The 14,685-nt window shown below is 66.6% G+C and carries 10 protein-coding genes; 2 read left to right on the top strand and 8 right to left on the bottom strand.

Annotated features, from left to right (window positions below; translation table 11 throughout):
* Position 1: 1 nt before the first annotated feature.
* Entirely contained in the window at positions 2 to 1,750 is a 1,749-nt protein-coding gene (locus ACVKN3_RS00290) for a sensor domain-containing diguanylate cyclase (RefSeq protein ID WP_285404651.1), read from the bottom strand.
* 77 nt (positions 1,751 to 1,827) lie between these two features.
* Positions 1,828 to 2,232, bottom strand: a complete 405-nt coding sequence (locus ACVKN3_RS00285; RefSeq protein ID WP_285404650.1) for a hypothetical protein — start codon at positions 2,230 to 2,232, stop codon at positions 1,828 to 1,830.
* Between the two features lie 556 nt (positions 2,233 to 2,788).
* Between ACVKN3_RS00285 and ACVKN3_RS00280 the strand changes: the two genes are divergently transcribed.
* Entirely contained in the window at positions 2,789 to 5,161 is a 2,373-nt protein-coding gene (locus ACVKN3_RS00280; protein ID WP_354513293.1) for a TonB-dependent receptor, read from the top strand.
* Here ACVKN3_RS00280 and ACVKN3_RS00275 read toward each other — a convergent pair.
* Genes ACVKN3_RS00275 through ACVKN3_RS00265 form a run of 3 tightly spaced genes read right to left on the bottom strand, consistent with a single transcriptional unit; the run spans position 5,149 to position 10,995 of the window.
* Positions 5,149 to 6,741, bottom strand: a complete 1,593-nt coding sequence (locus tag ACVKN3_RS00275) for a response regulator (protein WP_354513295.1) — start codon at positions 6,739 to 6,741, stop codon at positions 5,149 to 5,151. The two genes, ACVKN3_RS00280 and ACVKN3_RS00275, sit on opposite strands and share 13 nt — an antisense overlap.
* Positions 6,734 to 7,582, bottom strand: a complete 849-nt coding sequence (locus ACVKN3_RS00270; RefSeq protein ID WP_354513297.1) for a CheR family methyltransferase — start codon at positions 7,580 to 7,582, stop codon at positions 6,734 to 6,736. The genes ACVKN3_RS00275 and ACVKN3_RS00270 overlap by 8 nt, the downstream gene beginning before the upstream one ends.
* Positions 7,579 to 10,995 (bottom strand): response regulator, encoded by a 3,417-nt coding sequence (locus tag ACVKN3_RS00265; protein WP_354513299.1) that lies wholly within the window; start codon positions 10,993 to 10,995, stop codon positions 7,579 to 7,581. Before ACVKN3_RS00265 ends, ACVKN3_RS00270 begins: the two co-directional genes overlap by 4 nt.
* A 302-nt stretch (positions 10,996 to 11,297) precedes the next feature.
* On the opposite strand from ACVKN3_RS00265, the gene ACVKN3_RS00260 reads away from it, so the two are divergent.
* Positions 11,298 to 12,461, top strand: a complete 1,164-nt coding sequence (locus ACVKN3_RS00260; RefSeq protein WP_354513301.1) for a zinc-dependent alcohol dehydrogenase — start codon at positions 11,298 to 11,300, stop codon at positions 12,459 to 12,461.
* A gap of 27 nt (positions 12,462 to 12,488) precedes the next feature.
* Here ACVKN3_RS00260 and ACVKN3_RS00255 read toward each other — a convergent pair whose 3' ends face one another.
* The 3 genes from ACVKN3_RS00255 to ACVKN3_RS00245 form a co-directional block, all read right to left on the bottom strand.
* Complete coding sequence (locus ACVKN3_RS00255; RefSeq protein ID WP_285404644.1) at positions 12,489 to 13,085, bottom strand: urea carboxylase-associated family protein; 597 nt, start codon at positions 13,083 to 13,085, stop codon at positions 12,489 to 12,491.
* Positions 13,082 to 13,747: a guanitoxin biosynthesis heme-dependent pre-guanitoxin N-hydroxylase GntA gene (gene gntA, locus ACVKN3_RS00250; RefSeq protein WP_285404643.1), complete on the bottom strand. Its 666-nt coding sequence runs from the start codon at positions 13,745 to 13,747 to the stop codon at positions 13,082 to 13,084. The genes ACVKN3_RS00255 and gntA overlap by 4 nt, the downstream gene beginning before the upstream one ends.
* An 80-nt stretch (positions 13,748 to 13,827) precedes the next feature.
* The gene (locus ACVKN3_RS00245; RefSeq protein ID WP_354513303.1) at positions 13,828 to 14,574 is read right to left on the bottom strand and encodes an EAL domain-containing protein; all 747 of its coding nucleotides are present in this window, start codon (positions 14,572 to 14,574) and stop codon (positions 13,828 to 13,830) included.
* Positions 14,575 to 14,685: the final 111 nt, after the last annotated feature.

Raw genomic sequence — 14,685 nt, 5'->3', positions numbered from 1 at the left:
ATCAATGACGCGCTTCGCGCCGTGAATGCGTCCGCCCGGCATACAGCGCGCGGTCGGCCTCGGCGATCACGTCATCGACGGACGCGCCCGCCTCGCGCAGCGCGACGCCCATGCTCAGCGACACGCCTGTCCCGGCCTGCGCGCGGGCGACGTGGGCAAGTGCCTCGTCGACGCGCCGCGGATCGCGCAGGATCACGATGAACTCGTCCCCACCCATGCGCACCACCACGTCGCCCGGGACACAGGCGCCGCGCAGGATATCGGCGACGGCCAGCAGCAATTCGTCGCCACGCTGGTGGCCGTGCGTGTCGTTGACCTGCTTGAAGTGGTCGATATCCACGGCGACGCAGGCCCAGCGCATGTCGTCGGTCTGCTCGGCCTCGAACCCGGCCAGGTACCTCCGGTTCATCGCATGCGTCAGCGCGTCACGCGTGGACCAGTCCAGCAGGGTTTTCTCGTAGCTTTTCTGGGCCGTGACATCCTGGGCGTGGCCCAGCACGTAGGGATCTTCCGCGTCGGTATCCAGCACGTTCTGGTAGCGCCAGTAGCGTAGGGAGCCGTCCGGCGCCACCAGCTCGAACATCCCCGCGTCGATCCGCTGGGACCGTATGCGCTCGAGGTACAGGGCCAGGTAGGGCCGACGTTCCGGCCGCATGAAGTCGCCCAGGCTGCGGCCGAGGATGTCGCCTATGCCGTAACCGATCGACGCGGCGGCGGCGGGGTTGACCGCCAGCACGATGCCCTCGAGATCGTGCGTGCAGATCAGGCCCAGCGAATACTGGAACAGCTTGCGAAAACGGCGCTCGCTCGTTTCCAGCGCTTGCATGGCGCGGCGGCGGTCGGTGATGTCCTGCAGGGCGCCGGACAGCTTCACGGGCACATCGCCCTCCCGCTCCAGCGCACCCACGGCGCGAACCCAGATCGGTCGCCCACGGGCCGTCACCATGGGCAGTTCCATGTCCCATGGCAGGTTCTTCTCCACCGCGGCGCCGATCGCCTCGGCAAGGAGCTGTCGCGCCTCCGGCGCGTAATAGCTGACCGCCTCGTCCAGTGACGGCTGGTAACCCGCCGCCACCTCGTGGATGCGGCAGATCTGTTCCGACCAGCGCACCGTGCTGCTTTCCAGGTCGAGTTCCCAGCCACCCACGCCGGCTACCCGGCCCGTGCGATGCAGGAACGCCTCGCTGGCGCGCAGTTCCTTTTCCAGGTGGCGTGCGTGGGCGGACTCGCTTTCGGCGGCCTCGCGCTGGCGGACCAGTTCGGCGCGCTGGGCGATGGCCAGGCCGGCGGCATGCCCCAGGTGCTGCAGGATGCCCACCTGTTCCGCCGACAGGCTGCCGGGCTCGCTGGCCATGACGCACAGCGCACCCAGCACGGTACCGTCATCGAGGTCGATGGGAACGCCCGTGTAGGCACGGATGTTGGGTTGGCCGGTGACCAGGGGATTGGCGGCGAACCGCGGGTCTTCCCGTGTGTCGGCCACCTCGAACACCCGCCCGCTGTTGACCACGTGCTGGCAGAACGCGTATTCCCGCGGCGCCTCGGTCGCGCCGTCCAGGCCGACGTTGGCCTTGAACCATGTCCGCGAGGCATCGACCAGGCTGAGCAGGGAAATCGGTCGCCGGGCAACCAGCGCCGCGGCGCGCACCAGCGCGTCGAAAACAGGCTCGGACGGCGTGTCGAGTATCCGCAGGGCGTGCAGGGTGGCGAGGCGCTCGCTTTCCGTGATGCAGGGGTCACTCGGGGTCATGCGCGGTCACACTCCGCCAGGGACTCAGGTCCGGTAGGGCGCCCGCGACGGCAATAGCGCGTCACGGCGGGCGTCGTTCACGGCTGCGACGTAAGGAGGATGCCCTGGCCGGTCAGCGAGCGGACCAGATGAACCGAGGCATGACAGACAGCCACCGCGCCGCACGCGTCGTGCGACACCAGGGCGATCTCCAGGGCCTCGGCATGGACGGCCACGTCCGCGAGGCCGCGCCGGCGACTGGCGCGCTGCAGGCGATGGGCGCGGAAGGCCGCCTCGTGGATGTCGTCGCGATGCAGCGCGGCGAACAGTGCAGAGGCCTCGGTGGCGGCATCGTGACGGCCCCACCATGCGCCCTCGCTGATCCACGGCGCGGCGCGGCTTGCCAGCGACACGCCGCCCGGCAAGGCAAAGACTTCACCGAGACGGCGCTGGAGCGTCACCCGCCAGACCAGCCGTTCCACCAACTCACGCAGCACCACCATGTCGCCTCTCCCGATCCGAAGGCCGGCAAGGGGGCCGACAGGAGGTGTAAAGCAAGAGCCGTGCCGCACCAACCTCTCGTCAATTCAACATGTTAGATCGCCCAGTTCCCGATGCCGGGTCAATCCCTGGCCACTTTTGTCACTTTTTATCCACGGCAGGCACGTCGCACCGGTGATGAGCGGCGATCTGGCGGTACCACCGACATCGGAGCCCCGCCAGGAAGCCCGGGCTCAGCCCAGCGGAACGCAGCGAACCCGCCGGAAAGCGCCGGCCACGTTGACATTCGCAGGATAGTGCACGAGCATGGATTTTCATTCGGCCTTCCAGACGTCCATAAGCCAAGACGCTTCCGGGGAACACACCATCGTGATCACGCAGCAGCCCATCCACACGCCTTCCCCGATCGCCCTGCCGATCGTGGCGTGTCGCTGTTGTCGTAGCTGATGTTTCCCGCCGGCGCGCGTCGCCGGCGCGGCTCCCTTCCCCGTTCACCCGGCGGCCCGGCGCCTTCGCGTCGGCACGCGGCCGATCCTGAAAAACCAAGGAAACCGCCCAATGAAGCATGCCCTGCCCGTGCGCCTGTCGCTGTCCGTCGTGGTCGCGGCCCAAACCTTCGTTTCCGCCGCGCATGCCCAGGACGACGCCACGAAACTGCAGACCGTGGTGGTCACCGGCACACGCTCGGTCGATCGCAGCCAGAGCAGTTCGCTCTCGCCCATCGATGTGGTGTCGGCCCAGGACCTGCAATCCTTCGGCGATACGCAGCTGGGCGCGATCCTGTCCCGGCTTGCACCGTCGCTCAACTTTCCCCGCGCGCCGGGCAACGACGGTTCCGGCATCGTTCGTCCGGCCGCCCTGCGCGGCCTGTCGCCGGACCAGACGCTGGTGCTGGTGAACGGCAAGCGCTGGCACACCAGTGCCCTGCTCAACCTGCAGGGTGCGCTCGGGCGGGGTTCGGCCCCGGCCGACCTCAACGCGATTCCGGTCTCGGCGATCGACCATATCGAGATCCTGCGTGACGGTGCCTCCGCGCAATACGGCTCCGACGCCATCGCGGGGGTCATCAACGTGGTGCTCAAGGGCGCGGCGGGCGCGGGTACCAACACCGCCAGCATCACCGCGGGGCGCTACAGCGCGGGCGACGGCCGGCAGTGGCAGGGCGAGGCCAGCCTGGGCGTGCCACTGGGCGGTGACAAGGGCTGGGCACGCCTGAGCCTGGTCCAGGGCCATGCGGATGCGACCAACCGCGGCGGCCGCGACTATCGCGACCCGTCGTCACCGGTTTACGGCCAACGCACGCAGCGCATCGGCGAGCCCGATATCCGCAACCACCAGGCGCTTCTGAATGTGCAGTACGCGCTGTCGGCCGGCGTGGACGCCTACGCGTTCGCCAGCACCAGCAGCCGCGAAGGCACGTCCCCTGCCCTGTTCCGCACCTACGACAGCGCGCGCAACGTGCCGTCGATCTATCCTGACGGCTACCTGCCCCTGAACGACGTGCGCTCGATCGACAGCGCGCTCGTGGCCGGCGTGCGAGGCACCACCACCCACGGGTGGCGCTGGGACATCAGCGGCAACTACGGCCGCGACAGGGTCGGCATCGACCCGATCCACACGCTCAACGTCGATCTTGGCGACGCCAGTCCGACACGATTCAACGCGGGGCGGCTGATCGCGACGCAGAAAGCCTTCGATGTGGACGTGGCGCGCGACCTGGAGGTCGGCTGGCTGCGCAATCCGCTGACGCTGGCCTTCGGGCTGGAATACCTGCACCAGCAGTACACCATCGACGCGGGCGATCCGTCCTCGTACGTCGGCACCGGCGCGCAAGGCTTCCCGGGTTTCCAGCCAGGCGACGCCGGCAGCCACGCCCGCCACGATGTCGCGGGCTACCTGAGCCTGGAAAACCAGATCACCGATAAACTCAGCGGCTCGCTGGCCGTGCGTCACGAGCACTACAGCGACTTCGGCAACACGACGTCGGGCACGCTCTCGGCCCGCTACGACTTCACCGATGCCTTTGCGCTGCGCGGCACGGCCGCCACGGGATTCCGCGCACCGTCCTTGCCGCAGCAGTTCTACACCACCACCTCGACCAACGTCATCGGCGGCGTCCCGACGCAGATCCGCAACTTCGCGGTGAGCGACCCCGTCGCGCGTGCCCTGGGCGCCGAGCCGCTGAAGCCCGAGAAGTCGCACAACTACACGTTGGGCGCGGTCTATGCGCCGGGCGCATGGACACTATCGCTCGACCTGTACCAGATCACCATCGGCAACCGCGTCGTGCCATCCGAAAACCTGGTGGGCGATGCCGTGCGGGCTTACCTGGACAGTCAGGGCTTCGCCAATATCCAGGGCGGCAGCTATTTCACCAACGCGCTGAAGACGCGTACGCGCGGCGTCGACCTCAGCAGCGGCTACCGCCTCGACCTGGGCGACGCCGGCAAACTGCAGTTCACCGCGGCTTACAACCGCAACCACACATCGATCCTCTCGGTCGCGCCGAACCCGGCGTCACTGGCGCAGAACGGACTGGAACTGGTGCGCGTCGGGCACATCGCCCAGGGCTACATCACGCGTGGCGCGCCGCGTGACAAGATCGCGCTGGGCACCGATTACGGGCGGGGCCCATGGAACCTGCACGGCGCCCTGACCCGCTACGGCGAATTCACCGTGAACCAGGACCCGGTCGGCAACCCGGGTTTCGACCAGGTGTTTCCGGCACGCTGGCTGCTCGACCTGTCCGCCAGCTACGCGACCCATGGCTGGACATTCACGGCCGGCGTGGACAACCTCACCAACGTCTATCCGCAGAAATACAAGGCCGGCAGCGATGGCGCGGTCGGCGGCACGTGGCCGTACCCCGACTACTCGCCGTTCGGCTACAGCGGTCGCTACCTGTACACGCGGGTGGCCTATCGCTGGTGATCGGCCCGGGCCGCCACACGGGTCACGCCATCGAGCGCCTCCGCCAGCTCAGCCGCACCGACCGGCTTGACCAGGTGCCGGTCGAAACCGGCGCCCGTACTGGCCAGCTTGTCGGATGCCTGGCCCCAGCCGGTCTGCGCGATGATCGGCAGGTGGCCCAGATCGGCATCCTGGCGAAACGCCCGGCACAGGTCGTAGCCGCTCATCGCAGGCATGCCGACGTCCAGGAGCACCACATCCGGCCGGAACGTCCGCGCCGCCGCGACGGCCTCGCGCGGGTCGAGCACCACCTGGTGACGGTGTCCCATGTCGTTCAACAGCCAGCCGAGCGTCTGTGCGACATCGGCGTTGTCGTCGACCACCAGTACGCTCAGTGACTGGCCGTGCGCCTCATCAGGCGCGTGCGCCGAGGCCTCGTCGACCTGCTCCAGCGGCAACAACGGCAGGCGGACCGTGAAGCGACTGCCCTGGCCCTCGCCGCCACTGCTGACCGCGATGCTGCCCCGGTGCATGCCTACCAGCTGCCTGACCAGGGCCAGGCCGATCCCCAGCCCACCCTGCGACCGGGTGAGGTGCTCACCGACCTGGGTGAACAACTCGAAGATGTTGGCCTGCATGGACGCCGGTATGCCCATGCCGTTGTCGGACACCACGATGACCACCTCGTCGCCTTCGCGGAAGGCCTCGACGCCGAGCTGGCCCTCGGTCGGCGTGTACTTGGCGGCGTTGTTCACCAGGTTGCCGACGACCTGGACCAGGCGCGTCTTGTCGCCCTCCAGCCACATCGGCTGCGGCGATACGTCCACGCGCAGCGCGTGCCTGCCACCGTCGATGAACGGCTGGCTCGCTTCCAGGGCCGCCTGCACGATCTCGGCCACCGTGACCTTCTGCCGCTGCAAGGTGATCTTGCCCTGGCTGACCCGCGACACATCCAGCAGGTCGTCCACCAGTCGCACCAGGTGCACCAGCTGACGATCCATCACGCCGTGGATCTGCTCGACACGCTCGGGCGACGGGTGGCCGCGCAAGACATCCAGGCCCATGCGCAACGGGGTCAGCGGGTTGCGCAGTTCGTGCGCCAGGATGGCCAGGAACTGGTCCTTGTAGCGATCCGAGCGGGTCAGCGTTTCCGCGTAGGCTTCCAGGCGGTCGCGCTGGTCGGCGATCTGCTGCTTCTGGCGGTAAAGGTCGAAGAAGACGTTGGCCTTGCTGCGCAGGATGTCCCATTCGATGGGCTTCTGGATGAAGTCGACCGCGCCGGCTTCGTAGCCGCGGAATTTGCGCTGGTTGTCCGTCGTGCTGGCGGTGAGGAAGATGATCGGCACATGGCGCGTGCGCTCGTTGCCGCGCATCAGTTCGGCCAGCTCGAAGCCGTCCATGCCGGGCATCTGCACGTCCAGCAGCCCCAGGGCCACGTCGTGCACCAGCAACAGTTCCAGGGCTTCCTCGCCCGATCTCGCCTTCAGCAGCACCAGGTCGTCGCGTCGCAGCAGCGCCTCGAGCGACAGCAGGTTGTCGTCGAGGTCGTCCACCAGCAGGACATACACCGGGCTCAGGGTGGCATCGGCTTCTTTAAGCATCGTCTGACGTCTTCTGGTAGATCCTTTCACCCGGCACGAAATCCTGGAAGGCGGTGGCCTGGCTGGAGAAGCGGATGCTCTCCTTGGAACCCAGCCCGAGGAAGCCCTTGCGGATGAGAGAATCGTTGAACAGTTTCAGGGTACGGTCCTGCAGCGTGTTGTCGAAATAGATGAGCACGTTGCGACAGGAAATGAGGTGCATCTCGCCGAACACGGCATCGGTGACCAGGCTGTGGTCGGAGAACACCACCCGCTCGCGCAGGCGGCGGTCGAACGTGGCCTTGCCGTAACCGGTGGTGTAGTAGTCCGATAGCGAGGAGCGCCCGCCCGACTGCTGGTGGTTCTCGGTGAAACCACGGATACGGTCGAGGTTGTAGACGCCCGAGGCGGCCGCTTCCAGCGCGCTGGGGTTGATGTCGGTGGCGTAGAACAGCGTGCGCTGTTCGAGCCCTTCCTCGCGGAACAGGATGGCCAGCGAATACAGTTCCTCCCCGCTGCTGCACCCGGCCACCCATACCTTCAACGAGGGATAGGTACGCAGGTGCGGCACCACGTGCTCGCGCAGCGCGCGGAAATACGACGGGTCACGGAACATCTCGCTGACCTGCACGGTGAGATAGGCGATCACCTGCGGCACCACGGCCGGATCGTGCAGCAGGCCCTCGAGCAGTGCGGAGTAGGTGCGGTAGCCCAGCCGCTCACGCAGCTGCCTGAGGCGCCGCTTCACCGACGCCCGGGAATACCCGCGGAAGTCGTAGTGGAACCGCTGGTACATCGCCTCGAGCAGCAGCTCGATCTCGATGGCCTCGACGCGGTCGGCCTGGGCGGCGGGTGAGGTCATCGGGCCAGCCATACGCGCACCAGGGACAACAGTTTATCGACGTCCAGCGGCTTGGCCATGTAGTCGCTGGCACCGGCGGCCAGGCAGGTGTCCTGGTCGTCGGGCATGGCTTTCGCGGTCAGCGCGATGATCGGCAGCTTCCGCCAGCGGTGGTCCTCGCGGATGTGCCGCGTCGCCGTCAGCCCATCCATGACCGGCATCATCACGTCCATCAGCACCAGGTCGATCGGCTGGCCGTCGGGCCCGGCGGCACGCGCCAGCGCATCCAGGGCTTCCTGGCCGTTGCGGGCCACGGTGAGCGTGCACCCGCGCGGTTCCAGGATGTTGATGAGCGCATAGACGTTGCGCACATCGTCTTCCACCACCAGGATACGGCGGCCTTCCAGCAAGGCGTCGCGATGCTGGGCCTGCTCGATCATGCGCTGCTGTTCCGCCGGCAGGTCGGTCACCACCTGGTGCAGGAACAACGACACCTCGTCCAGCAGGCGTTCCGGCGACTTGGCACCCTTGATGATGATCGAGCGAGAGTAAACGCGCAGCCGCGATTCCTCCTCGCTCGTGAGGTCGCGCCCGGTATAGACGATCACGGGCGGGAACGCATGGATGCCTTCCGCGCTGAGGTTTTCCAGCAGCGTGAAACCCGATGCATCGGGCAGCGACAAATCCAGCACCATGCAGTCGAAGGTCTCATCCTTCAACAGGCTCAGGCACTGCGCCGCGGTGCCCGCTTCCACGGTCTCCACGTCCACCGAGGCCAGCAGGCTGCGGATGGCGTCGCGCTGCACGGCATCGTCCTCGACCACCAGCACGCGCCGGACATGCGTGGAGAGCCGCGCGTCGAGCTTGTCCAGCACCTCGACCAGTTCCGTTCGCTGCACCGGCTTGACCAGGTAGCCGATGGCGCCCATCGACAACGCCGCGTGGGAATGATCCTCGGCGGACACCACGTGGATGGGGATATGCCGTGTCCGCACGTCGCGCTTGAGGATATCCAGCACCGACAGGCCGGACTGGTCCGGCAGGCCGATGTCCAGCACGATGGCATGCGGCAGGAACTGCCGGGCCAGTGCCAGGGCTTCCTGTGCACTGGTGGCGACCAGGCAGCGGAAGCGCATTTCGCGGGTCAGGTCGAGCAGGATGCGGGCGAACGCCTCGTCATCCTCGATCACCAGGATGACGCGCCGCGCGTCGTCGTCGGCGTCGCGATCGTCGGGAATGCGCTGGGCGAGCGCCGGGGCGGCGGGCGGGAGCGACGTGGCGGGTGACGCGGTAGCCGAGGGCGTCCGGGCCGGCCGGCCGGCGTCGCCGGCGCCACCCATCGGCGACGCGTCGTCGGCGCTATCGCCGACCGGTGCCGTGGCCGGCAACGTGAGCGTGAAGGTGCTGCCCTTGCCGGCCTCGCTGTGCACGGCGATGCTGCCGCCCAGCAGACGTGCCAGCTCGAGCGAGATCGAAAGCCCCAGGCCGGTGCCGCCGTATTTGCGGCTGATGGTGCCGTCCGCCTGCTGGAACGCCTCGAAGACGCGCTGTTGCTGCTCGGCCGGGATACCGATGCCGGTGTCGCTCACCGCGAACACCACCTCGCCCTGCGCACCCGCGGCAACGTCGAGCTTCACGCCGCCCTGCTCAGTGAACTTGAACGCGTTCGACAGGAGGTTGCGCAGCACCTGCTCCACGCGCTGGCGGTCGCTGTTCAGCACGGCGGGACATGCCGGCGACACGGTGACCTCGAACGACAACGCACGCTGCTGGGCAACCGGCTGGAAGCCGGGCACCAGGCCCTTGACCATCGCGTCGATGGTGAACGGCTCCGGACGGATGGCGATGTGCCCGGCCTCGATCTTGGAGAGGTCGAGGATGTCGTTGATCAGCGTGAGCAGGTCGTTACCGGACGAATGGATGGTGCGCGCGAACTTGACCTGTTCCTCCGTGAGGTTGCCCCGCGGGTTGTCGGCGAGCAGCTTGGAGAGGATAAGCGCCGAATTGAGCGGCGTGCGCAGCTCGTGCGACATGTTGGCCAGGAAATCCGACTTGTAGCGGCTGGCGCGCAACACTTCCTCGGCCTTGGCCTCGACCTGGAGGTTGGCACGCGCCAGGTCGTCGCGCTGCACCTCCAGCTGGCTGGCCTGTTCCTCGAGATGGGCGTTGGTCTGCTCCAGTTCGGCCTGCTGCTGTTCCAGTTCGTGCTGGGACTGCTTCAGGGCCTGGCTCTGTTCTTCCAGTTCCTCGTTGGACGCGCGCAGCTCTTCACTCTGCTGCTGCAGGGAATCCGACTGGCGGCGCGTCTCCTCGAGGAGGCGGTTGAGCTCGGCACGGTAGGTGGCCGAGCGCAGTGCGACGCCGATGTCCGCGGCCATCTCGCCGAGCAGGGCCAGGGTATCCTCGTCCACGGGCCGGAAAAAACCGAGTTCCAGCACGCCGTTGACCTCGCCATCCACCACGCTGGGCAGCATCAGCAGCTGGCGCGGTTTCTCGCTGCCCAGCGCGGAGCCGACCGACAGGTAGCCATCGGGTACGTCGTCCACGGTGAGAAGACGGCGCTCGGCCACCGCCTGGCCAAGCAGGCCCTCCGGCGGCACGAAGCGCTTCACCGTATCGTTGCCCGGCGCCAGGCCGTACTCGCCGATGCGCTCGTAGAAGGCGCCGGCATCGACGAACATGGCACCCGCCTGCGCATGCAGGAAACGGGCGAGGAAGGCGAGGATATTGCCGCCCAGCTCCTGCGTGCCCTGGTCGCCCTGCATCGCCGCGGCCAGGCCGATCTGCCCTTCCTGCAGCCACTCGTTGCGCTGGCGCGATCGCGATGCGCTGCGGATCAGCACGCCAACCAACACCGTCAGCGCGACGCCCAGCAAGGCGCTGAGGATGCCGCCGGTGAGCGCACTGCTGTAGGCGGTGGCCATCTCCGCGACCCGCGCGTCGCGCTGGGCCAGCTCTTCGACCTGCATGGCGGCCAATTGGGATCGGATGGCATCCATGGCCGCCTTGCCGCGGTCGCTGTTGACCACGGCCACGGCAGCGTCCATGCCCTGCGTTCGGCGCAGGTCGATGGTTTCCTTCAATTCGGCCAGCTTGTCGTTGAAGCGGACGGTCAGCACCTTGAGGCGCGCCTGCTGCGCGGCGTTGTCCTTCACGTCCTCGCGCACGGCGTCCAGACGCGACGCGGCACTGGCCAGGGCCGCACGATAGGGCTCGAGGTAACGCTCGTTGCCGGTGAGCAGGAAGCCACGCTGGCCGGTCTCGGCATCCTGCGCCGTCGAGAGGACCTCGCTCAGCCCCGTCACGGTATGTTGCGAATGGATGACCTGCTGGTTGTTCTCGCGGATGCTGCGGACGTTCTGGTACGCCAGGCACCCGGTGATCACGAAAAACACGACGACCACGCCTAGCGCCAGCGACGTTCGCCGATCCATCTTCCGGGACCGCGCCGCGCCGGAAACCTTAGAAGTCATACCGCCCCTGTCCAGAACCGTGATGATAGCTGCCTAAGATATCATGACGAACCGCTGGGTCGAACCGATAAAGGCCGTGTTCCACACCGCGCGCACCGTGGCGCTCGCCCGTTTTTCACCGGGATTTCACGTCGGACGACACGCCTGCGCCGCGCGGCGACCGCCACGTGTCCCGCAGCATCAGCGCGTCGTCAACGTTTGAACACCGATCGTTCAACTCCACGCGTCGAGACTCGGGACTACCCTCCCCTGCGGACGACTTCATGAAAGCACTCACCTATCACGGCTCCAAGGACGTTCGCGTCGAGACAATGCCCGACCCGTCGATCATCGACGCCGACGACATCGTGCTGCGCGTCACGGCCACGGCCATTTGCGGCTCGGACCTGCACCTCTATCACGGCAAGATTCCGGAAACGCAGCACGGCGACATCTTCGGCCACGAATTCATGGGTATCGTGGAAGAGGCTGGCCCTGGAGTGACCAACGTCGCGAAAGGCGACCGCGTGGTCATCCCCTTCGTGATCGCCTGCGGCAAATGCTTCTTCTGCGACAACGATCAGTTCGCCGCCTGCGAGACGACCAATCCCGACCAGGGTGCCAGCCTGCGCAAACGCGCGAAGATGACGCCGCCGGCCGCCCTGTTCGGCTATTCCCACCTCTATGGTGGCGTGCCCGGCGGCCAGGCCGAGTTCGTGCGCGTGCCCAAGGCCAACGTCGGGCCGTTCAAGGTGCCGGGCAGCCTGTCCGACGAGCGCGTGCTGTTTCTTTCCGACATCCTGCCGACCGGTTACCAGGCGGTGCTCAACGCGAAGATCGAGCGGGGCTCCACCGTGGCCATCTTCGGTGCCGGCCCCGTCGGCCTCATGGCCGCCGCGTGCGCGAGGATGCTGGGCGCGGAACGTATCTACATGGTTGATTCCGAGCGCTATCGCCTGGATTTCGCCGTGACGGCATATGACGTGATCCCTGTGGACTTCAGTGAAGTGGATGCGTCCGAATTCATCCTCGAACAAACCGCAGGCCGCGGGGTCGATGCATCCATCGATGCCGTGGGCTTCGAAGCCAAGGGCAGCACCACGGAAACCGTGCTCAGTGCACTGAAGCTGGAAACCAGTTCGGGCGAAGTACTGCGCCAGTGCATCGGCGCCACGCGACGCGGTGGCGTGGTCAGCATTCCGGGTGTGTATGCCGGCTTCATCCATGCCTTCCTGATCGGCGATGCCTTCGACAAGGGTCTGACCCTGGCCATGGGCCAGACGCACGTGCAGAAATTCCTGCCCGAACTGCTCGAATTCGTCGAGGCTGGCAAGCTGGAGCCGGACATCATCATCTCGCACCGCATGAAGCTCGCGGACGCGGCGCGTGGCTACGAGATCTTCGACAAGAAGGAAGAGGACTGCCGCAAGGTCGTGCTCACACCCTGAGTGCACCCCTTCCCTGCCGCGTCGGACTCAGTCGTCGATGCGGTAGTGGATGGGCTTGAAGGCGAAGTTGTTGGACATGCCCGCAGAGCATGCGGTCAGGCCGATGACTAGGTCCATGCGTGCGAGGAACACCGTGGTGTCGCCGGCCTTGCTCAGCGGTGGCTCTACCGTCAGCGCGCCTGTTTCCCCGTTGACCGGCACGTTCATGAAGACGTTGAAGGCGGTGGGAATGCGGTCTGCCTTGACGCCGTAGGGAGCCAAGGCATCGCGCAGGTTGCCGAAGCAGCCCTTGTGCGGTTCCGTGTGTCCATAAAGCTTGCGAAACATCTCAGCGGAACATGGCGCCAGCAGGAAATCGTGCCGACCGACCTCGTCCGCCACGATCTCGAGCATTTCGCTGCTGCGATTGGAATAAAGGATATCCCCGGTCGACAGGTAGATCTTGCTGGCATAGTCCAGCGTCCGTCCTGACGAGATGGCTTCCTCGACGTCGTCGGCACTGAATGCAAGCAGGTCAGCAACCTGCTGGCCCATCGGGTCGATCACCGTCAGGCGCTGGCCGGCTTTCAACGTGAAGGCCACGCCGCTCTGTGGCGGAATCGTATGGATCGCCGCCCCCGTCATTGGCGCGTTCCCTTCGGCTTGAAGGGACACTCCCACGGCCCTTCGATGTGGCGACCGCTGTATTGCAGGGCCTCCGAACTGTGCCCATGAACGGCCAGCATCGGATTGGCGGAACCATTGAGAGCCACGTCGCGCTCGATGATGGCCTCGCGCAACCGGTCGTAACGACCCTGCTCGCGCAGGTATTCAAACTGCGCGTGCAGGTTGAACACCATGGCCGGGTGCGCCAGTCGCCGTGCGGCGCGGCTGGCGCCGGGATGCAGGCCGATCACGTAGAAGCTCTGTCCGCCCACGCTCATGCTGAACTGGTCCGAGCCCGGATCGGCGCTCACGGTCGGATCCCAAACGAACGACTGGCGGTCCACCTCATGGATGCCTTGCAGCCGCGCGAACAGGGCCGTCTCGAACGCGACCTCGTCCTGTGCGGGAGAGTCCGGAAAATGGATGACCAGGCTATGGAACACATGCTCGGGCTTGCGCCGTGCGGCGAAGGCCTGGATGGCTTCGGCGACGGCGGCATCGCTTCGGCCGCAGCGGATGTCGCCGGCCTCGACATGCGTGACCTGATCGCGCGCATGGGCCGTTTTGGCCGCCAGGCAGGGAAAGTTGGCACCCGCCAGGTGATCCGAAAAAGCAGCGACGATATCGTGACGTTCAGCCATGGGTGGGCCTCGGGGGAACAGACCGACACTATGGAAATGACCGTGTGAACTTGCGGGGCAGCGTTCGTGAACGCGCTGTCTTACGACGGGAAATGCGTGAGCGGAATCCGACCGACCTCGGGCCGCGCGAACAGGAAACCTTGCTGCAGACGCACACCCAGATCGGTCAGCGCAGCGGATTCCTCCGCCCTTTCGACACCTTCGGCGATGACCTGCACACCGATTTCATCACACAGTCGCAGCATGTGATGGATGGTCCGCTGCCGCACGCGATCGGTGTCCACGTGGCGAATCAGGCCGATATCAAGCTTGAGCAGATCGGGCTGGAAGTCGGCGAGCAGGTTCAGCCCGGCGTAGCCGGCACCGAAATCGTCGATAGCCGTCTTGAATCCGCGCTGCCGGTAGGTGGTAAGGATGGACAGCAGGTGCTGGTGATCGGTGATGGCCTCGTGCTCGGTCACCTCGAAAATAACGTCCGTCACGGGCCAGCCGACCCGCTGCGCGGCGGCGAGGGTCGCCCGCAGGCAGTGCTCGGGGTTGTACACGGCGTTGGGCAGGAAGTTGATCGAGACCATGGCCGGGATCCCGACGTCCACGGCACACTCGAGGGCCCGGATGCGGCACGCCTGGTCGAAGGCGTATCGGTTATCCGAGTCCACGGCCGCAAGCACCTGCGTCGCGGAGGAACCGTCCTCGCCGCGCACCAGGGCTTCGTAGGCGAACACGGTCCTGTCACGCACATCGACGATCGGCTGGAAGGCCATCGTGATCGCCTGCGCGAATCCGTGGCCGTCGCGGCAGGCACTGCAGCTGTTTTGTCGTGACATCCGCGCTCCCTTATCGTCCCACCGGTATCGGCAGGATGGGCACCGCCTGAAGTCATCGACCGCGGCGGCGCGGGGCAAGAGTAAGCGAAAGGCCTGCGAACGCCCCGTGAC

The organism is Luteibacter sp. PvP120 (assembly GCF_054055715.1).
The sequence above is the reverse complement of the archived record's forward strand: the minus strand, read 5'-3'. Positions and strand labels throughout refer to the sequence as shown.